The following is a 20,646-nucleotide window of genomic DNA, read 5'->3' on the forward strand; positions in this document are numbered from 1 at the left end:
GCCGGCCACACCGGTCGATGCGCCGGGGGCCACTATGCCGTGCCGGAGACAGGTCGCGCGACCTGCCTCCGGCGTCCGGCCCGGCTCAGGAACAGTTCCGGCCCTTGTTGATGCAGGTGGCGATCTTCTGCATGGTCCGGGCCGAGTTGACGTTGATGAAGTCGTTGTGGTCGGAGAAGGGGTTGTGGTCCTCCTCGGGGAAGGAATCCAGGGCGAACTGACCCTTGGTCTGTACGTCGCGGGGGATGTCGTAGGAGATGGTGATGCGCAGCTGCGGGATGGCCACGAAGCCTTGTTTGCAGGCGCCGGTGCCGGCGTCGGCAAAGGCCAGGTGGTCGCGGTGGTTGGTGCTGTCGATGTTCTTGCCGTCCCAGCAGCCGGGGAAGTCCTGCACACGCTGAACCTGGCTGCCGGCCGGGCAGATCGGGTATTTGTCGGAGAGGCGGTCGGCGAATCCGGAGCAGGACCAGGTGGCGCGGGCGTTGGCCGGGCCGCGGCTGGTCGGCTTGGCGTCACCGGTGAGCGCCCGCAGGAACTTCGGCATGGGGACGACCTTGCTGGTGGCGTTGCCGCGGTACTCGATCAGGACCGATGCGGGCCGGACGATGCCGCCGGTGTTGTTGGGCAGTTCGAGATTCGGGCCTTGCGGGTCGGGCAGAGCGGCCGGGGCACTGGGGGTGGCCGGCCCACCGTTCTGGTTGCCCTGACTGGTGCCGGGCTGAGCCTCGCCGGTCACGGTGCAGCCGGCCAGGGCCTCGAGACCCTGCGGGCGGACGGCCTGGCGGGAGAGGGCGATGCCGATGCGGTCGAGGACGGCGGTTCGCTTGGCCTTCAGCGGCCCGAGGATGGCGTTGTCGACGAAGTTCTTCCCGCCCTGCCCGCGCGTTGTGAACAGGCGCTCGTTGGCCTCGGAGATCTGCCGGTCGAGCTCGGCGAGGTTGCGGTTGACCTCGTCGACGGCTCGGGCGGGCACGCCGGGAAGCTTGTCGCGGACGGTCGGGCACTGGATCTGCGACGAGGCGTCCAGTCCGGCCTTCAGGCTGGCGGCGGTGTGCCGCATCTTCGCGTGCATGCCGTCATAGTTGGTGTCGCACTCCACGAGCGAAACCATGCCGGAGGTGCGCCCGCCGCCGGCCCCGGCGATGCTGTCGCTGATGCCCTTGATCAGCTCGGCGCGCTGTTGCCGCAGATCGGCCAGGACGGAAGAGTTGAGGCGGGCATCGACGCGGCCCCTGCCCGCCGCCATCCGCTCGTTCGCCGCGGCGTACCCGCGGTCGAGGGCGGCCAGCCGGTTGTCGACGGCGCGTTTGGCCCGCACCGGTACGGCGGGCAGCCGGTCGCGAACGCTGGGGCACGTCACCATCGGGGTCGTCGCCGCCAGGGCGCGCTGGGTCTCGTCGCCGGACCGGACGCTTTTGTCGATGCGGACGACCGGCCAGAAGTACGAGGACTTGTCGCCGTTCTTGCACGTGGTCCCGGAGGCGTCCAGATCGGCGTTCGACGAGTTCGTGGTGATGGCCAGGTTGCCGATGAAGTCGTGGAGGTGTTCGGCGCCGTTCTTGATGCCCGGCTGCGCGACCGGGTTGTCCGGGCTGAACTTGCCGTTGCCGTTGGTGCCGCAGTCCACAGTGAAGGAACCCCTCGACGATCCAGCGCCGGGCGCGGGGTTCCGTACGTTGGGCCGGACATTCTCGATGGGCAGGAACTGGTTCAGCTCGGTGGCCGCATCCGCGGTGCCCTTGCCGCCGCTCGAGACGAAGGTGGCGGTAAGAGCACCGGATGCGGCGACGACGGCCACGGCCATGGTGATCCGCAAGGCACGTCTGGGCATGGGGCCTACTCGGCGCGGTGTGGTTTGCACGCTCTGCTCCTCGTTACTTCTTGGGGGACCGGTCTGGCTCGGCGGAGATTCGCCACCGATCGGTACGGGCGGGACGAGGCGGAAGACAGGTCGGCGGGGACCAGGTAAGCGATCGGTAAGAACCTGGCCCCGGCTACCAGACGACGAGGCCCTCCATGCCGGACCCGCCGGCGAAGACGGGAAGTCCCTCGTTCTCGGTCTCCACGAGAGTCAGCTCGCCGTGGGGGCCGACCCGGAATCCTTCGATGGTTCCCGAGAGGGTGTTCTGCACGTACAGCAGCGCGCCGTCGGCCGTGGCGGCGAGATCGATCGGGCCGGCGCCCGGGGCCTTGGCCGGTTCGGCGTCCGGGTCCTGTTCGGCGGCTCGGGCCGCGGCGGCCACCTCCGCGACCGCCTCCGGGCCGCCGGCGTCGGCGATCACGCCGTCTCGGCCGCCGATGCGGACCTTCCCCGCAGCGTCGGTCGTGTAGAGGCTGATGGTCGAGCTGCCCGGGTTGGTGCCGTAGAAGAACTTCCCGGCCCGGGTGATCCAGCACAACACCTGCTGGCCGGACTCCACTGACGGCGTGATGACGTCGAGGGCGCCGTTCCTGCGCAGCGTGTACGAAGTGACCCCGGACTTGGCCGCCTCGGTGACGAGCAGGTGGCCGGCCCGGTCGAAGACGAACGAGAACGGCACGTCCCCCGCCGACTTGGTGGTCACCGGCTTGGCCGAGAGCCGCCCGTCGCGGGCCGCCGCGAAGACCTCGATCGTGTTCTTGCTCTTCGTGGTGACCAGCAGGTGCCGGCCGTCGGGGCTGAAGCCGACCTGCGGCGGGGAGTCAGTGAACAGCGGCACAGCGGCGTTCTTGATCCCCAGCTTCCGGGTCGAACCCGCGATGGGGCGCAGGCCGTCGTGGGTCAGCCGGAATCCGGTCACGTTGGTGTTGCCGCCGGCATTGAGGACGTAAACGGTCCGGCCCGAGACGGCGATGCTTGCCGGGAACTCGCCGCCGGACCGGACGGTGCGCCGGTGGGTGAGTCTGCCGTCTCGCACCCGGAAGGTGGTGACCGAATTGCTGCCGGCGTTCACCGCGATCATCACGCTGGTCCGGCGATCGAACACGAGGGAGTCCTGCGACGCCAGAGGGTCGAACGGGTTGTCCTTCTGGGCGCCGCCGCGGCCGCCGGTCGGATATTCACCGGCTGCCGTCAGCTTGCCGTCCCCCGCGCGCCGGAAGGCCAGGACGGAGTTGCCTTTCGGGTCGTTCGACTGGACGAAGACCATCCCGCCGCGCTGTGCCGCCGCACCGTCCCCGGACGTCTTGGCGCCTTTGCCGGACGGGTTCTCGTGTGCCGACGCGATTCCCGTGGACACACCACCGGCCGCCAGCAACAGACCGACGGCCACGGCAATACCAGTTCTCCTGCGCATGTTCCCTACCTCGAACGAGAGAATGATGCATTCAGTCGTCCGGTACGGCACTGGAACAAGGCCCGGTTGAACCCTGGCGCGGGTCGTAAGGATTGCGTAAGGCCTTGCCGCGGACCACCATGCCGTGCCGGAGACAGGTGGCGCGACCTGCCTCCGGCATCGGACGAGGGATCGATGGTGTCCAGCGGTTACGAAAGACGTCTCAGCTGGACACCTGGATCAACGACCACTGCTGTTCGGGCAAATTCTGGTCCGGCCATTGGATCACTTGCGCGCCGTCGTCCGGCGATCCCTGTGCGACGCTCAGCAGCTTGCCGCTGTGGCGTGCGCGGATCTCGTAATAGGCGCCGACCGGCTCGAGCGTGAATGCTTGGTCGAAGGCGGTGTTCTCGACCCAGAGGCCGGTGCTTGCCGCATCAGCGGTGCTGCCGTTGAGGACGGAGACGGCCCGGCCACTGTTGCGGTTGAGGAGTGTCCGGTAACCCCCACCGATGTCGCTGACGTGCCACTGCTGGTTGTAGCCGCCGTTGTCGGCCCACTGGACGAGGCTCGTGCCGTCGGCCAGGCTCGCTTCGAACGCGTCCAGGGCCTTGCCGCTGCGCCGGTTGATCAGCTTGTAGTAGAGGCCGGCGGAACGCCCGAAGTCGATATCGGCGTGGCGGATGGTGCCGGCCCCCGACAGGACCAGTACCCGGCCGGTGCGGGGAACGTACGTCAGGTTGCGGAAATAGCCCGCCTCGATCGTGGTGAGCTGGCGCGTCCACGGGCCCGTACTGCTGCCGCTCGAGTTGACCCAGACGTCCCCGCTGCCCGCCGCGTTGTAGATCAACCGACCATCGGGCAGCCGGACGATGACCGGGCTGCCACCGGTCGTGAGGGCCGGCGATCCGCTCGTGACCGGCAGGGCGGTGATGTTGGTTCCGGCCTCGCCACCGGCGGCGAAGAAGTTCAACGGACTCGACGAGATCTTGTAGCGCACATTGTCGCCGCCACCGAAGTACTCGTAGGTCATCATCCACCGGCCGTCGGAGGTCGGCACCACGTTGGGCATGCCGGGGCGCGCGCCACCGATCTGGTTGACGCCGCCGACGTTCTCGGTGCGGCCGGCGACGTCGAGCACGGGCGCACTCCAGCCGCCGGCGGTGTTGCCGTTCCAGGTGCGGTGCGCGATGACCTGCCCGTGAGAGTCGCCGGCGGTGTTGTTGTCACCGCGCATGCTCAGCACGCCGGTCGAGGTGTTGTAGCCGGTGAAGTCGTTCTCGTCGGAGTAGTAGGCCACGAGCTGGTTGTTGTAGACCATCAGGTAGGGCTCCCAGACCGGGTCGACCTGCCGGTATGTGTTGGCCCGGGCGATGCGCTGCCCGATGGCCCCGGCGCTGCCGCCCTGCCAGCCGCCCGTCGTGACGATGTTGAGGAAGTTCCAGGAGGAACCCTGGTTGGTGCTCGCATAGAGCGCGATCGCCGTGTCTCGCCGGTCGCCGTCGTTGGTCGGGACCCAGTTCGGATCCGCCGCCTTCTGCTCGGTGTAGTAGGCGTCCTCGCCGGTCACCGTGGTGGCCAGCAGCAACGTGCCGGCGCGGAGGCTGCCGACGTTCTGGGGCAACACGAAGAAGTACGGGCTGGCCCAGTTGCTCGTGTACTTGGCATGTGCGGGGTTGCTGGACATGTACGCCGGTGCGCGCACTTCGGACAGCCATTGCCAGGTTGTGCCGTCGTCGTCGCTCCGGTACACCGGGATGGTCTGACCGGCCGCGGATCCGGTGGGCCCGACGGTCGCCCGCTCGAAGCCGGCGACGAGGCGCCCGCCCGGTAACGCGGCCGACTTCGAATAGATCGCACAGTTCCCCTTGCCCTTGGTGCACTGGGCGTCGGCGGGCAGTTCGTAGAGCGTTCGCGGCGTCGGACTGGCGGCCTCGCCGGCGGCGGCGGGCAGGGTCAGCAGTGCAGCCCCCAGTCCGGCGGTGGCCACTCTGGCAAGGGCTTTCTTCGTGTTCACACATTCCTCCTGTGCGGGGTCAACCGGACGGCAGTGGGGGCGTCCGGGCATGGGGAGGCGATAAAGGGAGGTGATCTGGTCGAAGAGGACGATGACGAACGTCGGCGTACCGATGGGTATTGTTCGCGTCACCTCGATGTAACAAGAATGTTCACTCTGGAAACGGCAATGTCAAGACTTCGACGAGGATATGACTGCGCAAACATGATTGCGCAGTCAGAACCGGCTCCGGTACGCCCGGCAGGTCGGCTCCGGTCACCGTTCCGATCGCCGTGGGCTGCTCGCGATGTGTTTCGGGCTCTTGACGGAGATCACATCTGTGAGCCACCATGACTGCGCAGTCATAACCGTGGTCGCCTCGCGGCAGTGCTGTGCCGCCGGCCGGACTGCCCGCCGTACGGAAATCCGGCGGGCTTCGTTCCTCGCGCCCTCGTTTGGTGCCGTTCGGCGGACCCATTTGCATTTACGGAGAGAGCCGTGAAATTTCGCAAGCCGATCGAAGTGGCCCCGCAGACGCCGCCGGGCAACCGATGACCGCCCGGCTCCGGGTGCCCGGCATCGTCTACGGCGCGGACTACAACCCCGAACAGTGGCCCGAAGACGTCTGGGCCGAGGACATGCGGCTCATGCGGGTGGCCGGGGTGACCATGGTCAATGTCGGGGTGTTCTCGTGGGCCCTGATGGAACCCTCGGAGGGTCGCTACGACTTCTCCCGCATGGACCGGGTCCTCGGCCTCCTGCACGACAACGGCATCGCGGCTGATCTGGCCACGCCTACCGCGGCGCCACCCGCCTGGTTCTTCCACGCCCACCCCGACGCGCTGCCGGTCGATCGCGAGGGCCACGTCCTGTCCTACGGCAGCCGCCAGACGTTCTGTTCCAGCAACGCGGCCTACCGGCAGGCCGCAATGCGCATCGCCGGGAAGCTGGCCGAGCGTTACGCCGGCCATCCCGCGCTCGCCATGTGGCATGTGCACAACGAATACGGTTGCCACAACGCCGCCTGCTACTGCGACATTAGCGCCGCCGCGTTTCGCACCTGGCTGCGCAACCGCTACGACGACGACCTCCAGACCCTCAACCAGGCGTGGGGTACCACCTTCTGGAGCCAGTGGTATTACTCCTGGGACGAGATCCTCCCGCCCCGTGCCACCGGCGCTGATCCCAACCCGGCCCACCGCCTCGACTGGCGACGCTTCTGCTCCGACGAACTGCTCTCGCTCTGCACCGCCGAGCGCGACGTGCTTCGCCGTGCCACCCCGGACACCCCCATCACCACCAACTTCATGGTGATGCGCACGATCGACGCGCTGGACTACTGGCGGTGGGCTCCCGAACTGGACATCGTCTCGAACGACCACTACGTCATGTCCGACGACACCGAGGCCGAAATCGACATCGCTCTGAGCGGAGACCTCGTACGGTCGCTCGGGAACGGGCGCCCCTGGCTGCTGATGGAACATTCGACCGGCGCGGTCAACTGGCAACACGTCAACCGGGCCAAGCGGCCGGGGGAGATGTACCGCAACGCCCTGGCGCATGTCGGCCGCGGCGCCGACGGCATTGCTTTCTTCCAGTGGCGGGCCGCGAAGGCCGGCGCCGAGCAGTGGCACTCGGCGATGCTGCCGCACGCCGGCACCGACAGCCAGATCTGGCAGGACGTGGTCCGTCTGGGCGCCGACCTGAGGACCCTGGCCGAGGTGCGCGGCAGCACGGGCGCCGCCGACGTCGCCATCATCTGGGACTGGGATGCGCGCTGGGCCCTCGAGCTGCCCTCCCAGCCCAGCGGTGAACTGCGCTACCAGGACCTGGTGCGTGACTGGTACGCGCCGCTGTGGCGGGCGGGCATCGCGGTCGACTTCGTCCGGCCCGGCAGCTCAGCGCTCGACCGCTACCGGCTCGTCCTCGTTCCCAGCCTCTACGTGGTGGACGACGCGGGCGCGGCCAACCTGTCGGGCTTCGCCGAGCGCGGCGGCTCCCTGGCCGTCGGCTTCCACAGCGGGGCGGCCGACGAGAACTGCCACGTCCGCCTGGGTGGCTACCCCGGCGCGTTCCGCGAGGTGCTGGGCGTGCGCAGCGACGAGCTCTTTCCGCTGCTGCCCGGGCAGCTCGTCGGTCTGACCGGCGACGTCCCGGCCGGCGCGAGCGCCTCGCTGTGGTCCGAGCGGGTCCGGCTCCTCGAGGCCGAGGCGGTCGCGACGTACGCCGACGGACCGCTGGCGGGCGTACCGGCCGTCACCCGGCGCCGCCACGGTGGGGGAGCCACGTGGTATCTGGCCACCCGTCCGGACACCGCCACGCTAGAGACCCTGCTCGACCGCATCTGCCGGGAGGCCGGCGTACATGCGGAACCGGCCGTTCCCGCCGGGGTGGAGATGATTCGGCGCCGCGGCGCCGGCGCGGACTATCTGTTCCTCATCGATCACTCCGGAAGCGGCGCCCACATCACCGCGAACGGCGTCGAGCTCCTCACCGGCAAGCAGGTGGACGGCTCGGTCGCCGTCCCCGCCGGAGGAGTCGCAGTGGTGCGTCAGCCGCACTGACCGGCGGCTTCCCGACCGGTGCGCGAAGGCGCGCATCGATGACAAATGGAGGATTGATTCACCGTGTCCACTACCCTTGCCCACCTCAGCCGCCGGCGGTTGCTGGCCGCCTCGGCCGCTGCCGCGGTGGCGGCCGCCGGTCTCGCCGGCTGCTCGGACTCGCCGGACTCCGACGGCGCCCCGGCCACGGCCGTCAGTCCGGCCGACATCGACAAGGCGATGACCACGCCCACGACCCTGACGTTCTGGACGTGGGCGCCCGACATCGAGAAGGAAGTGGCGGTCTTCGAGAAGAAGTATCCGGCCATCGACGTGAAGGTCGTCAACGCCGGTCAAGGCCTCGACGCGTACACCAAACTGCGGACGGCGCTGAAGGCCGGCAAGGGCGCCCCGGATCTGGCGCAGGTCGAGTTCCAGTACATCCCGACGTTCTCCATCACCGGCAGTCTGGTCGACCTCAGGCCCTACGGGGCGGACGCGAACCGGTCGAAGTTCGTGGACTGGACGTGGGGCCAGGTGACCGGGCCGAACGGCGAGATCCTGGCCTATCCGCAGGACACCGGGCCGATGGGCATGCTGTACCGGGCTGATCTGTTCGAGAAGCACGACATCGCCGTCCCCAAGACATGGGAGGAGTTCACGGCCGCGGCCCGCAAGCTGCATGCCGCCGACCCGAAGGTCTATCTGACCAACATGTCGGCCAACGAGGCCGCCGGCTGGCACGGCCTCATGTGGCAGGCGGGCTCCCGGGCGTACTCGGTCAAGGGCAGCACGGTCGGTCTGGCGGTCAACGACGCCCCGTCCAAGAAGATCGCCGACTATTGGGGCGCCCTGGTGTCCGAAGGTCTCGTCTCGACGGACCCCGACTTCACCGACACCTGGTATCAGGGCTTCACCAGCGGCAAGTACGCCACCTGGCTGACCGCCGCATGGGGTCCGGTCTTCCTCAGCGGCAGCGCCAAGTCGACCTCGGGGAAGTGGCGCGCCGCCCCGCTCCCGCAGTGGGACGCGGCCAAGCCGGTATCCGGCAACTGGGGTGGCTCCACGACAGCCGTCATCAAGGGCACGCAGAATCCCGTCGCCGCGGCCAAATTCGCTGAGTTCCTCAACACCGACCCCGAGACAACCAAGATGTTCAACACCGTTCAGAACCTCTTCCCGGCGACCAAGGCGCTGCTCTCCGATCCCACCTTCACTTCTCAGAAGTCCCCGTTCTTCGGGGGCCAGCAGGTGAACAAGCTGTTCGGCGACATCGGCTCGACCGTGGACGTCGGATGGCAGTGGCCGCCCTTCCTCGACCAGTCGGTCAAGGACTGGACCGAGACGGCCGGCAAGGCTCTGGCCGACCGGACCGACGTGACCGCAGCGACCGATCAATGGCAGGCGCGATTGAACGCCTACGCCAAGGATCAGGGCTTCACCGTCAGCGCGGGCTGACCATGACCATGACCACGAGCACCGTGACCACCCGGGTCGCCGCTTCGGCGCCGCGTCGGCCCGGGCGCCGAGCGGCTCCCGGCCGAGCCGCCTATCTGTTCGTTGCCCCCTTTCTGCTGTGCTTCGCGCTGCTGTTCCTGCTGCCCCTGGGCTATGCCGCCTACCTGAGCCTCTTCAAGGACCAACTGGTCGGCGGCACGGCGTTCGTGGGCCTGGACAACTACGCCCGGGCGCTCAAGGACACCCAGCTCCTGCACGGTGTCCTGCGCGTCGCGCTGTTCTTCGGAATCCAGGTCCCCGTCATGATGCTGCTCGCGCTCATCGCCGCGCTCGCCATCGATAGTGGACTGTTGCGGCTGGCCGGACTTTTCCGGCTCGGCTTCTTCGTCCCGTACGCGGTCCCCAGCGTTGTCGCCGCGTTGATGTGGGGCTATCTGTACGGACCGGACTTCGGGCCGCTCGCCCAGCTCGGTGACCGGGTCGGCTTCACCGCGCCCGACCTGCTCGGCGAGAGGTGGATGCTCGCGTCGCTGGGTAACATCGTGACCTGGGAATTCACTGGCTACAACATGATCATCCTGTACGCCGCCCTGCGCTCGGTGCCCACCGAACGGTACGAAGCCGCGGCGGTCGACGGCGCCGGCGCATGGCGAACCGCGTGGCACATCAAACTTCCCGCGGTGCGTCCGGCCCTGCTGCTCTGCCTGATCTTCTCGGTCATCGGCAGCTTCCAGCTATTCGCCGAGCCCAACCTCGTCCAGCGGCTCGCTCCGACCGTCATCAACTCGTCCTACACGCCCAACGTGTACGCCTACAGCCTCGCCTTCACCTCCCAGCAGGTGAACTATGCGGCCGCGGTCTCGTTCCTGCTGGGCTTCGTGATCCTGGTCGTGTCGTACGTCATGCTGTTCTTCACGAGCCGGAGGAGCCGTCGGTGACCGCCCGCCGCCGCACCAGGAGCAACGTCCTGACCCTGGCCATGGGCGCTCTGCTGGTCTACTTCCTCTTCCCGCTGTTCTGGCTGGTCATCGCGTCCACCAAGACGACCGGCGATCTCTTCTCCACCTTCGGATTGTGGTTCGGCCACGACTTCTCCCTGTTCACCAACATCGGCCGGACGTTCACCCACAACCACGGCGAGTACGCCCGGTGGATGGCCAACACCCTGGTGTACGCGGCGGTCAGCGCCCTCGGCGCGTCCGCCCTGGCCACCCTGGCCGGTTACGGCTTCGCCCGGTACGCGTTCCGGGGCCGAGGCCCGATGCTCGGTCTCGTCCTCGGCACGATCATGGTGCCCACCACCGCGCTCGCCATCCCGACCTACCTGCTCTTCAGCCAGGCCGGCCTGGTCAACACCCCCTGGGCGATCATCCTGCCCTCGGTGGTCAGCCCGTTCGGGCTGTTCCTCATGTGGGTCTACGCCCGCGATGCCGTCTCCGACAGCATCCTGGAGGCAGCCCGGATAGACGGCGCCGGGGAACTGACCATCTTCTTCGGCGTCGTCCTGCGCAGCCTCGCCCCCGGCTTCGTCACGGTCCTGCTGTTCACCCTCGTGGCGACGTGGAACAACTACTTCCTGCCATTGATCATGCTCAACGACCCGGCCTACTACCCGATCACTGTCGGACTCAGTTCCTGGTCGGCGCAGGCGGTCGGCGGCAACGGCGCCAACGCCGATCTGCTGGCGCTGGTGGTCACGGGCTCCCTGCTGTCGGTCATCCCGCTGATCGCCGCGTTTCTCCTCCTGCAGCGGTACTGGCAGTCCGGTCTCGCGGCCGGCGCCGTCAAGGAATGACCCGTCCACCCGTCCCCATCGTCAGGAGCTCGCCGCCCATGCCGGACTTTCCCGCCACGGTCCTCTTCGGAGCTGCCTATTACCACGAGTACCAGCCCACCGGCCGGCTCGCCTCCGATCTCGACCTGATGGCCGACGCCGGCTTCACAGTCATCCGTGTCGGTGAATCGGTGTGGTCGACGTGGGAGCCCGAGGAAGGCCGCTTCGACCTCGAGTGGCTGCTGCCTGTCCTGGACGGCGCCCACCGGCGAGGCATCGCCGTCATCCTCGGCACGCCCACCTACGCGGTGCCGCCGTGGCTGGCCCGGCTGTACCCGGAGATCGCCGGCCGGCGCGGCTCCGACCGGCCGATCCCGTGGGGCGCGCGGCAGGAAGCCGATTTCACCCATCCCGCCTTCCGGCACCATGCCGAACGGATCATTCGCAAGGTCGTCGGCCGCTACGCCGGACACCCCGCGATCCTCGGTTTCCAGGTCGACAACGAACCCGGCCTGGAACTACTGCACAACCACGGCGTGTTCCAGCGCTTCGTCGACCATCTACGGCACACCTACGGCACCGTCGAGAACCTCAACGCCGAATGGGGGCTGGTCTACTGGTCCCACCGGCTGTCCACCTGGGCCGACCTCTGGCGGCCCGACGGCAACGCCCAGCCCCAGTACGAGCTGGCCTGGCGCCGGTTCCAGGCCCGCCAGACCGAGGAGTTCATCGCCTGGCAGGCCGGCATCGTGCGCGAGTACGCGCAGGACAACCAGTTCGTCACCACCTGTCTGGCGTACGACCGTCCCGCGTTCGACGACGACCGGCTCACCGACCATCTCGACGTGACCGCCGGCAACGCCTACTACGTCATGCAGGACGGTCTGGCCCGGCCGGACGACCGCACACCGGCCCAGACCTGGACCACCGACGGCGCCTGGGCGCTCTATCTGAGCGCCGACCGGATGTACTCGTCGAAGCAGGCCCCGTTCCTGATCACCGAGACGAACGCCTCCCACATCGGTTTCTCCTGGGACAGCCGGCCCGCCTACGACGGGCAGTGGCGCCAGGTCGCCTGGGCCATGGTGGCCCGCGGCGCTCGCATGATCAGCTACTGGCACTGGCACACCCTGTGCTTCGGCACCGAAACCTATTGGGGCGGCATCCTGCCGCACAGCGGCGAACCCGGCCGCACCTACGCCGAGCTGGCCCGGCTCGGCAACGAGTTCGCGCAGGCCGGCGAGTTCGTCGCCGGGCTCACCCCGGACGCCGACATCGCGCTGCTCTTCTCCATGCCCACCCGATGGATCATGCAGAAGTATCCGGCCCTGTCGCATCCGGACGGCACCCCCGACGATCGTGCCTACCAGGGACTCATCGAGCCGTTCTACCGCGGCGCCTTCGACGCCGGCATGCAGGTGCGCGTCGTGCATGCGTCTCGCCTGACCGCCGGGGCCGACCGGCGCCTCGACGTGGCCGACGCCGTCCGGCAGTTCCCGGTCCTGATCGCCGCCGGGCTCTACCTCACCGACGACGAGACACTCGACTGGCTGCACGACTACGCCCACGCGGGCGGACACCTCATCGTGGGCCCGCGCACCGGCTACGCCGACCAGGAGGCCCGGGCCCGCTCCGGCCGGATGCCGGCGCGGCTGCACGACGCCGCCGGTGTCTGGTACGACGAGTTCAGCACCATCCCGGCGCCGATCGAGGTGACCTCGGCCGACCCGGGCGCGCTCACCGTTGCCGGCGGTTCCGCGGCAACGCGCTGGATCGACGGCTTGAACCCCGACGGCGCCACCGTGCTCGCCGGCTACCGCCACCCTCATTTCGGCCGATGGGCCGCCGTCACCACCCGATCCGCCGGACTGGGGCGTATCACCCACGTCGGCACCATTCCCAACATCGCGCTCGCCGAGGCCATCCTGAGCTGGGCGACCGCTGGACACCGCACCGGCTGGAATGCTTGTCCCGCATCGGTCACCAGCACCGGCGCCACCGCCGTCGACGGAAGCCGGCTCCGCTTCCTGCACAACTGGTCATGGCCGGCCGCAAGCGTCACCGTGCCCGTCGACTGTCATGATCTGCTCGCCGGAACAGCGGTGCCGGCCGGCCACGACATCGAACTGGGCCCCTGGGACGTGCGGGTTCTCGTGGAAACGAACCCGGAACATCCCTGACCGCCGGTGCCGGGCGGCCTTGGTGACTGCGCAAACATGACAGCGCGGTCAGTTACGCTTCCACCTCGGTGTCCGATCAGCGGAGAATTCATGGCATCCTCGGAACAACATGCTGGCAATTCCGCCACGCCCCGCGGGGCGGACGTGGCTCGCCTGGCGGGCGTCTCGCAAAAGACGGTTTCCCGGGTCTTCAACGACGAGCAGTACGTCTCCGAGGCGGTACGCAGGCGGGTCCTGGACGCCGCCGACAGACTGGGATACCGACTGAACAACGCGGCCCGGGCGCTCGCCTCCGGCCGCAGCCGGACCGTCGGCGTGGTCACCATCGGCACGGCCGGGTACGGCCCGGCCTCCCTGCTGGTCAGCATAGAACGAGCCGTCCGGGACGCCGGCTACGCGTTGCGTATCGTCAGCACCGCGGAAGGCGACCCGGCGGGCATCACCGGCGCTGTGCGGTCCCTGCTCGACCAGGGCGTCGACGGGATCGTGATCTCCGAGCCGGTCGACGAGGGAAAGTTTCTGCTCCGCGTCGATGTCCCGGTGCTGTTCCTCGGCGCGCCGCCGGCCTTCGCGGCGGCGCGGACGGTCACGGCCGGCGTCGGCTCCAGGCAATTGGCGTACGCGGCCACCGAGCATCTCCTCGACCTGGGACACGCAACCGTCCATCACGTCGCTGGCCCACAACGGTGGTACGCCGCCCGCGACCGGCTGGAGGGGTGGCGGGCCGCGTTGCAGGCCCGCGGGATCACCGCGCCGCCGATCGTCGAAGGAGACTGGTCCGCCGCGTCGGGGTACGCGGCCGGCCTCGAACTCGCCGGTGAGCCGGAGCTGACAGCCGCGTTCGTTGCCGGTGACGAGATGGCCATCGGCTTCATCCGTGCCTTGACCGAGGCGGGCCGAAGGGTCCCGGACGACGTGAGCGTCGTCGGTTTCGACGACATGCCGGTCGCCTCGTACGTGACCCCTCCGCTGACGACCGTGCGCCAGCCCTTCGACGCCGCGGCCAGGGAGGGGGTCCAGCTCCTTCTGCTCGCTATCGAGAAGCCCGAGGCCGAGCTGCCCGCCGCCGTCGATCCACCGGTCGAACTCATGGTCCGCGCTTCCACCGCGCCACCGCATCGCTGAGGCGGGCGACGACGCAGCGACTCAAGCCGCGGCGGGGGCGGCGAGCATCCGCTCGATCGCGCCGGCGTCGGCCGGGCGGCCGAACAGGTAGCCCTGACCGTAGTCGCAGCCCAGCCGGCGCAGCATCGCCCACTGGTCGTCGGTCTCGATGCCCTCGGCGACGGTCTGCATCTGCAGCGCCTGGCACAGGCTGACGACCATGTCGACCAGCGCCTTGTCCTCGGGGTCGGTGGCGACCTGGGTGATGAACGCGCGGTCGATCTTGAGGATGTCGACGGGGAGGCGCTTGAGGTAGTTCAGCGACGAGTAGCCGGTGCCGAAGTCGTCGATGGCCAGCCGGACGCCGAGCCGGCGCAAGGCGTGCAGTGTCTCGGTGGCCGCGTCGATGTCCTGCAGCAGCATCGACTCGGTGAGCTCCAGCGTCACGCAGGCCGGGTCGACGCCGCTGACCGCCAGCGCGTCGCGGACGTCGGCGACCAGGCCCGGGTCCTGGAACTGGCGAGCCGACAGGTTGACGTTCATCTTGAGGCCGGGATGCGACCAGCGGGCCAGCTGCCGGCAGGCCTCCTGCAGCACCCAGCGGCCAAGCGGCACGATGAGCCCGCTCTCCTCGGCGGTGTCGATGAAGTGCTGGGGGGCGAGCAGGCCACGCTCCGGGTGCTGCCAGCGCACCAGCGCCTCCACGCCGGTCACCTCCTGGGTGGGCAGGTCGACCACGGGCTGGTAGTGCACGACGAACTGTTCCTCAGCGAGCGCGCGCTCCATCTCGTGGCGCAGCTGGGTCTCGCTGACCAGGCTCGCGTACATGTCCTGGTCGAACAGCGCGTACGCGTTGCGGCCCTGGCGCTTGGCCGCGTACATCGCCAGGTCGGCGTTGCGCAGCAGCTCCTCCCCGTCGGCCGGGCCGCCGGGCCCGTAGCCGTCGGCCACGCCGATGCTGGCCGTGCACCGGACGTCGCGGCCGGCGATGCGCATCGGCTGGCGCAGCTCGCGCAGAAGGCGTTCGGCCAGGACGCCCGGTTCCCGGCCGTCCAGGTCCTCGACCAGCACGGCGAACTCGTCGCCGCCCAGCCGGGCCAGCGTGTCGCCGGGGCGCACGCTGTCGCGCAGCCGTGCGGCCAGCGTGGTGAGCAGCTCGTCGCCCGCGCTGTGCCCGAGGTTGTCGTTGATGTCCTTGAAGTCGTCGAGGTCGATCAGCAGCACGGTGACACCGGCGTCGCGGCGCGCGGTGGCGTGCTGCAGGCGGTCGCGGAACAGCGCGCGGTTGGACAGCCCGGTGAGGGCGTCGGTGAACGCCTGCCGGCTGAGCTGCTCCTCCAGCGCCTTGCGGGCGCCGACGTCGCGCGCGCTGAGCACGATCGACTCGAGGTCGGGGTCGTGCAGGCAGTTGGTCCCGATGGCGTCCAGCACGGCCCACGAACCGTCGGCGCGGAGCAACCGGGCCTCCACCTCGGCGGTGGTGCCGGGCGTGGAGGCCCGCAGCGTCGCCGTCCAGGTGCGCAACCGCGGCAGGTCGTCGGGGTGAACCAGCGAGAGCAGGAGCGTGCCGGTGATCGCCGCCGGGTCGTGCCCCAGCACCGGCTCCACGGAGGGGGAGACGTACCGGACCTCGCCGTCGTGGCCGAGCGCGATCACCACTTCGGGGGAGTTCTGCAGCAGCGCCTCGGTGCGCCGCTCGGCCACCTGCCGCCGGTCGTCGAGCCGCCGCCGGTTGTGCGCGATGATCGAGGTGATCAGCACCACGCAGCCCATGACCGACACCATGCCGGCGATCAGCGCCGTGCTGGTGCCCGGATGGCCCGGCAGCAGCACGAAGAACCCGGCCATCGCCGCGACGCCCAGCCCGGCCACGACCGCGGTGCGGTACAGCGCGGTGGCGAGGATGACGATCAGCATCGCGCACGGCAGATAGAACACGACGCCGTTGGGGTCCTTGTACGCGATGAGCGCGAGCGCCGGGAATTCGAGCACCCACCAGAGGATCAGAGCCGCGCGGACGCGGGCCCGGCCGATCCACCGTCGCCACGGCAGCAGCGCCAGCGTGCCCTGAACCAGCGCCGCCGCGATCATCGGCACCACCCACCAGCGCTCCGCGGGCGCCCAGTTGGCGAACACCTGAACGGCGCCGAGCAGCGTGACCATCATGGCGATGAGCCCGCCGACACGGACCTGGCGGGCCCAGTAGTCGGCGCCGTGGTCGTCGAGGCGGTTGGTCGGCATACAGCGCTCATCGGCAGCCCGGGCGGGCTCTTGAGCAAGGCGTCGCCCTGACCACCGCCTGGCCCTCTGCCCCTCGTGATGTTGCGCGGCCCGGTTCGCGTACGGGGGAATGACCGGGCGGAACCCGGGTAGTCGGGCCGGACACCGAGTGAGGAGAGGTGCCGATGGCCGGCGTGTGGCTGCTGGGAACCGATGTGCGGGACGGCGGAGAGCGGCCGAAGGCTGTGCTGCTGGCCGTGCGGCGCGACGACGCGGAGGAGGGCGCGGCGGGCACCCGGACCTCGCTCGACGAACTGCGCCGGCTGGCCGGCACCGACGGTCTGACGGTTGTCGACGAGGTCGTGCAGGCCCGCGACCGGCCCGACCCGGCCACGTTCGTCGGCTCCGGCCGCGCCGCCCAGCTCGCGGCGGTCGTGCAGCGCCACGGCGCCCAAGTAGTGATCGCCGACGGCGAGCTGAGCCCGGGGCAGGCCCGCAACCTGCAGAACCTCGCCGGGGTGCCGGTCGTGGACCGTACGGCACTGATCCTGGACATCTTCGGCCGGCATGCCCGGTCCAGCGAGGGCCGCCTGCAGGTGGAGCTGGCCCAGATCGTCTACGAGCTTCCCCGGCTTCGCGGCGAGGGCCGCGCGCTGTCGCGAGTGGGCGGCGGCCGGATGTCGAGCGGCGCCGGCATGGGCGTGCGCGGACCGGGCGAGATGCGGCTCGAGGTGCAGCGCCGCACGCTGCGCCGCCGCGCGACCCGGCTGCGGGCCGAGACGGCCGAGCTGGCGCGCCGGCGGGAACGGCTGCGCCGGCGCCGCGCCCGCAACCAGGTGCCCTCGGTGGCCATCGCCGGATACACCAACGCCGGCAAGTCGGCCCTGCTCAACCGGCTGACCGGTGCCGACATGCCGACCGAGGACGTGCTGTTCGCCACGCTCGACCCGGCGGTGCGACGGGTCGTCTCGGACGGCATGACCTTCACGCTGACCGACACGGTGGGCTTCGTCCGCAACCTGCCGCACCAGCTCGTCGACGCGTTCCGCTCGACGCTGGAGGAGGTCACCCGCAGCGACCTGGTGCTGCATGTCGTCGACGCGTCGGCGCCCGACGCGATCAGCCAGATCACCACGGTGCACGGCGTGCTGCACGAGATCGGCGCCGGGCACCTGCCCGAGCAGCTGGTCCTCAACAAGATCGACGTTGCGCCGCCGGAGTGGGTGGCCGCGTTGCGCCGCGCCTACCCGGACGCGCTGGCCGTCTCCGCGCTGACCGGCGAGGGCGTGGCCGAGTTGCGCACCGCGCTGGCCACCCTGGCCGGCCGGGCGGCCGCGACCCCGGCGGTGCCGCGATGACGATGCGGCGGGCACTGTGGCAGGGAGCCGTCGCGGGGCTGGCCGGCGCGGCGGTGATGACGGCGGGGGAGAAGATCGAGCAGCGGCTCACCCGGCGCCCCGACTCGTACGTGCCGGCGCTCGTGCTCACCCGGCTCGCCGGTCTGCCCGAGAACGGCGGGCGGCAGCCGCAGTGGCGCAACCTGACCATGCACTTCGGACAGGCCGCGCTGGTCGGCGTGGTGCGGGCCATCATGGCGCAGGCCGGGCTGCGCGGCCCGGTGGCATCCGGCATGTTCACGGTGGTGCGGCTGACCACCGACCAGATCCTCGAGAACGCGACCGGCGTGGGCGCCCCGCCGCAGACGTGGCCGCGCAAGGAACTGGTGGTCGACCTGGTGCACAAGGCGGTGTACGGCTTCGCCACCGGAGCGGTCGCCGACGCCCTCGCCGAGCGCGACGGCCCGGGCCCGGGGCAGCGGCACGCCGCGCTCCGCCCAGGCCGGCGGTCCGATGTCGGTCCGCTACGTCCCCGAATCGCCGGGAACGAGGTGTAGAGCCCGCCCAGCGGGGAAAGCGCCGAAGTGCCCTATTACCCATCTCTCGACGGCCTGCGTGCTCTGGCCGTCGCCGCGGTCCTGCTGTTTCACGGCGGAGTCGCGGCGGTCGGCGGCGGCTTCCTCGGCGTCGACGCGTTCTTCGTGCTGTCCGGCTTCCTGATCACGTCGCTGCTGCTGGCCGAGCACCGCGACACCGGCCGGATCGGCCTGGCGGCGTTCTGGGCGCGCCGGGCCCGCCGGCTGCTGCCCGCGCTGCTGGTGCTGCTGGCCGCGGTGCTCCTGGTCAGCCACTGGCTGCTGGCGCCCGAGGAGCTGCCCGCGCTGCGGCTGGACGCCCTCGCCGCGCTCGGGTACGTCGCCAACTGGCGGATGGCCGACCGCGGCGGCGGCTACTTCGCCGAGACCGCCGCGCCCTTGCCGCTGCAGCACACCTGGTCGCTCGGCATCGAGGAACAGTTCTATCTGCTCTGGCCGCTGGTCGTCGTGGTGGTGCTGCTGCTCGCCCGGCGAGCGCTGCTCGCGGTGTGCGTGGCCGGTGCGGCTGCCTCCGCCGTGGCCCTGGCCCTGCAGGCCGACCGGGACCGCGCCTACTACGGCACCGACACGAGAGCGGTCGCCCTGCTGGTCGGCGCGGCTCTCGCCGTCGCCCTCGCCGGGCGCACCGTGCGGGCCCGGCGCCTGCCCGGGGCGCTGGCTGCCGCCGGCGCGGCCGTCACCGGCTGGCTCTGGGTGACGGCCGGCGGCGACGACGCCTGGCTCTACCGCGGCGGCTTCGTCGTCGCCGCGCTCGCGGTCGCCGCCGTCCTCGCCCACGCGGTGATCTCGCCGGGCTCCCCGACGGCCCGGCTGCTGTCGGTGCCGCCGCTGGTGTGGCTCGGCCGCATCTCGTACGGCGTCTATCTGTGGCACTGGCCGCTGTTCCAGTGGCTGGACGCCGAGCGCACCGGCCTCACCGGTCCCGCCCTGCTGGGCGTCCGCTGCGCGGCGACGCTGGCCGTCGCCGCCGTGTCCTACGTGCTGGTCGAGCTTCCGGTGCGCCGGGCCCGGTGGATCCGCCGCCCGGTGCGGACGCCCGCGCTCGCCGTCGCCGCCGTGGCCGCCCTGGCCGCGGTCGCCGTGTTCGCCACCGTGCCGCCCCCGGTGCCGCCCGCTCCGCCCATCGACCTCGACCGGGCGCTGGAGCGGCCGGCCCGGATCGGCGTCACAACGAAGTCCGCCACGACGACGTCCGCCCCCGTGGACCGCCCCGGGCGCCGCGCCGGCGACAAGCCCCGGATCAGCATCTTCGGCGACTCGGTGGCCTGGACGCTCGGCACCTACCTGCCCGGGCAGTCCCGGCTCGACGTCAAGGCGCGCGGCGTGCAGGGGTGCGGGATCGCGCGACTGCCGGACATCCGCTACGTCGGCTCACCACACACCAACTATCCGGGCTGCGACACCTGGGACAAACGCTGGCGCCGCGACGTCGGCCGGGACGACCCCGACGTGTCGGTGATCCTGCTCGACCGGTGGGAGCTGATGGACCGCCGGCTCGGCGACCACTACCGGCACATCGGCCAGCCCGACTACGACGCGTACCTGCGCAAGGAGCTCGACCTGGCCATCGACGTCGTCACCCGCCGCGGCGCCCTGCCGGTGCTGCTGACCGCCCCCTACACCCGCCGGGCCGAACGCCCCGACGGCGGCCTCTGGCCTGAGGACCGGCCCGAACGCGTGGACGCGTGGAACGCATTGCTGCGCGCGGCCGCCGCCCGTCACCACGCCGTCGTGCTGGACCTCAACCGACGGGTCTGCCCCGACGGCCGCTTCACCTGGCGCGCCGGTGGCGTCCGCGTCCGCAGCGACGGCCTGCACTTCACGCCTGCGGGCGTGCGCCGCCATATCGCGCCCTGGCTGCTGCCGCAGCTGGCCCGTCTGGCCGTGCGCGGCCCGAGCTGAACAGGCCATGCGGGCGGTGCTGTGGCGCATCCCCGCTTACCGCTGAACGGCCCTTACACGCCGGCGGTCATTCCGGCTCGGCTCCCGGTGGGGCCTCCTCGAGGGGATGACCGGTGCCGTCCACCAGACCGGGGGCCATGCTTCCCCCGTGCGCGTCCTGCTCGGGGTGCTTTTGGTCGCGGTGCGGTGCGGATTGCGCTTCCGGCCGGTTCGGCTCCGGCGATTCGTCGTTGCTCGTAGTCATTCGCCGCTGATACCCCGGCCGGGGCCACTCACTCGGGG

General features: G+C 70.3%; 14 protein-coding genes. 9 read left to right on the plus strand and 5 right to left on the minus strand.

Annotated elements, in window-relative coordinates; genetic code table 11:
• Positions 1–85 precede the first annotated feature (85 nt).
• The 3 genes from ACZ3I4_RS21650 to ACZ3I4_RS21660 all read right to left on the minus strand — a co-directional run bounded on the left by ACZ3I4_RS21650 (position 86) and on the right by ACZ3I4_RS21660 (position 5,271).
• Positions 86–1,831, minus strand: coding sequence for a DUF1996 domain-containing protein (locus tag ACZ3I4_RS21650; RefSeq protein ID WP_465383772.1), 1,746 nt, complete (start codon positions 1,829–1,831; stop codon positions 86–88).
• 163 nt (positions 1,832–1,994) lie between these two features.
• Complete coding sequence (locus tag ACZ3I4_RS21655; protein WP_465383773.1) at positions 1,995–3,275, minus strand: lactonase family protein; 1,281 nt, start codon at positions 3,273–3,275, stop codon at positions 1,995–1,997.
• A gap of 202 nt (positions 3,276–3,477) precedes the next feature.
• Positions 3,478–5,271 (minus strand): RICIN domain-containing protein, encoded by a 1,794-nt coding sequence (locus ACZ3I4_RS21660; RefSeq protein ID WP_465383774.1) that lies wholly within the window; start codon positions 5,269–5,271, stop codon positions 3,478–3,480.
• A 530-nt stretch (positions 5,272–5,801) separates the two neighbouring features.
• Here ACZ3I4_RS21660 and ACZ3I4_RS21665 point away from each other — a divergent pair.
• The 6 genes from ACZ3I4_RS21665 (at position 5,802) to ACZ3I4_RS21690 (ending at position 14,330) form a co-directional block, all read left to right on the plus strand.
• Positions 5,802–7,814: a beta-galactosidase gene (locus tag ACZ3I4_RS21665; RefSeq protein ID WP_465383775.1), complete on the plus strand. Its 2,013-nt coding sequence runs from the start codon at positions 5,802–5,804 to the stop codon at positions 7,812–7,814.
• A gap of 63 nt (positions 7,815–7,877) precedes the next feature.
• Complete coding sequence (locus ACZ3I4_RS21670) at positions 7,878–9,251, plus strand: ABC transporter substrate-binding protein (RefSeq protein WP_465383776.1); 1,374 nt, start codon at positions 7,878–7,880, stop codon at positions 9,249–9,251.
• An 8-nt stretch (positions 9,252–9,259) separates the two neighbouring features.
• A complete protein-coding gene (locus ACZ3I4_RS21675) occupies positions 9,260–10,189 on the plus strand; it encodes a carbohydrate ABC transporter permease (protein ID WP_465383777.1) in 930 nt (309 codons plus the stop codon).
• A complete protein-coding gene (locus ACZ3I4_RS21680; protein WP_465383778.1) occupies positions 10,186–11,046 on the plus strand; it encodes a carbohydrate ABC transporter permease in 861 nt (286 codons plus the stop codon). Before ACZ3I4_RS21675 ends, ACZ3I4_RS21680 begins: the two co-directional genes overlap by 4 nt.
• Positions 11,047–11,084: 38 nt before the next feature.
• Positions 11,085–13,205, plus strand: a complete 2,121-nt coding sequence (locus ACZ3I4_RS21685) for a beta-galactosidase (RefSeq protein ID WP_465383779.1) — start codon at positions 11,085–11,087, stop codon at positions 13,203–13,205.
• A 144-nt stretch (positions 13,206–13,349) separates the two neighbouring features.
• Positions 13,350–14,330 carry a LacI family DNA-binding transcriptional regulator gene (locus tag ACZ3I4_RS21690; RefSeq protein ID WP_465383780.1) on the plus strand — a complete coding sequence of 327 codons (981 nt, stop codon included), beginning with the start codon at positions 13,350–13,352 and terminating at the stop codon, positions 14,328–14,330.
• A gap of 21 nt (positions 14,331–14,351) precedes the next feature.
• On the opposite strand, the gene ACZ3I4_RS21695 is transcribed toward ACZ3I4_RS21690, so the two are convergent.
• The gene (locus tag ACZ3I4_RS21695) at positions 14,352–16,550 is read right to left on the minus strand and encodes a putative bifunctional diguanylate cyclase/phosphodiesterase (protein WP_465383781.1); all 2,199 of its coding nucleotides are present in this window, start codon (positions 16,548–16,550) and stop codon (positions 14,352–14,354) included.
• A gap of 164 nt (positions 16,551–16,714) precedes the next feature.
• On the opposite strand from ACZ3I4_RS21695, the gene hflX reads away from it, so the two are divergent.
• The 3 genes from hflX to ACZ3I4_RS21710 are packed head-to-tail and all read left to right on the plus strand — an operon-like array spanning position 16,715 to position 20,364.
• A complete protein-coding gene (hflX, locus tag ACZ3I4_RS21700) occupies positions 16,715–17,887 on the plus strand; it encodes a GTPase HflX (protein ID WP_465383782.1) in 1,173 nt (390 codons plus the stop codon).
• Positions 17,884–18,423 (plus strand): hypothetical protein, encoded by a 540-nt coding sequence (locus ACZ3I4_RS21705; RefSeq protein ID WP_465383783.1) that lies wholly within the window; start codon positions 17,884–17,886, stop codon positions 18,421–18,423. Before hflX ends, ACZ3I4_RS21705 begins: the two co-directional genes overlap by 4 nt.
• Positions 18,424–18,450: 27 nt before the next feature.
• Complete coding sequence (locus ACZ3I4_RS21710; protein WP_465383784.1) at positions 18,451–20,364, plus strand: DUF459 domain-containing protein; 1,914 nt, start codon at positions 18,451–18,453, stop codon at positions 20,362–20,364.
• A gap of 67 nt (positions 20,365–20,431) precedes the next feature.
• On the opposite strand, the gene ACZ3I4_RS21715 is transcribed toward ACZ3I4_RS21710, so the two are convergent.
• Positions 20,432–20,608: a hypothetical protein gene (locus tag ACZ3I4_RS21715; RefSeq protein WP_465383785.1), complete on the minus strand. Its 177-nt coding sequence runs from the start codon at positions 20,606–20,608 to the stop codon at positions 20,432–20,434.
• Positions 20,609–20,646: the final 38 nt, after the last annotated feature.

Source organism: Actinoplanes sp. NPDC021490 (genome assembly GCF_055562135.1).

What these genes read in the sequence shown, in the direction of transcription:
- ACZ3I4_RS21655 (WP_465383773.1), bottom strand. Translation starts at nt 3,275, where the DNA reads ATGCGCAGGAGAACTGGTATTGCCGTGGCCGTCGGTCTGTTGCTGGCG.
- ACZ3I4_RS21715 (WP_465383785.1), bottom strand. Translation starts at nt 20,608, where the DNA reads ATGACTACGAGCAACGACGAATCGCCGGAGCCGAACCGGCCGGAAGCG.
- ACZ3I4_RS21705 (WP_465383783.1), top strand. Translation starts at nt 17,884, where the DNA reads ATGACGATGCGGCGGGCACTGTGGCAGGGAGCCGTCGCGGGGCTGGCC.
- ACZ3I4_RS21665 (WP_465383775.1), top strand. Translation starts at nt 5,802, where the DNA reads ATGACCGCCCGGCTCCGGGTGCCCGGCATCGTCTACGGCGCGGACTAC.
- hflX (WP_465383782.1), top strand. Translation starts at nt 16,715, where the DNA reads ATGGCCGGCGTGTGGCTGCTGGGAACCGATGTGCGGGACGGCGGAGAG.
- ACZ3I4_RS21695 (WP_465383781.1), bottom strand. Translation starts at nt 16,550, where the DNA reads ATGCCGACCAACCGCCTCGACGACCACGGCGCCGACTACTGGGCCCGC.
- ACZ3I4_RS21675 (WP_465383777.1), top strand. Translation starts at nt 9,260, where the DNA reads ATGACCACGAGCACCGTGACCACCCGGGTCGCCGCTTCGGCGCCGCGT.
- ACZ3I4_RS21650 (WP_465383772.1), bottom strand. Translation starts at nt 1,831, where the DNA reads ATGCCCAGACGTGCCTTGCGGATCACCATGGCCGTGGCCGTCGTCGCC.
- ACZ3I4_RS21685 (WP_465383779.1), top strand. Translation starts at nt 11,085, where the DNA reads ATGCCGGACTTTCCCGCCACGGTCCTCTTCGGAGCTGCCTATTACCAC.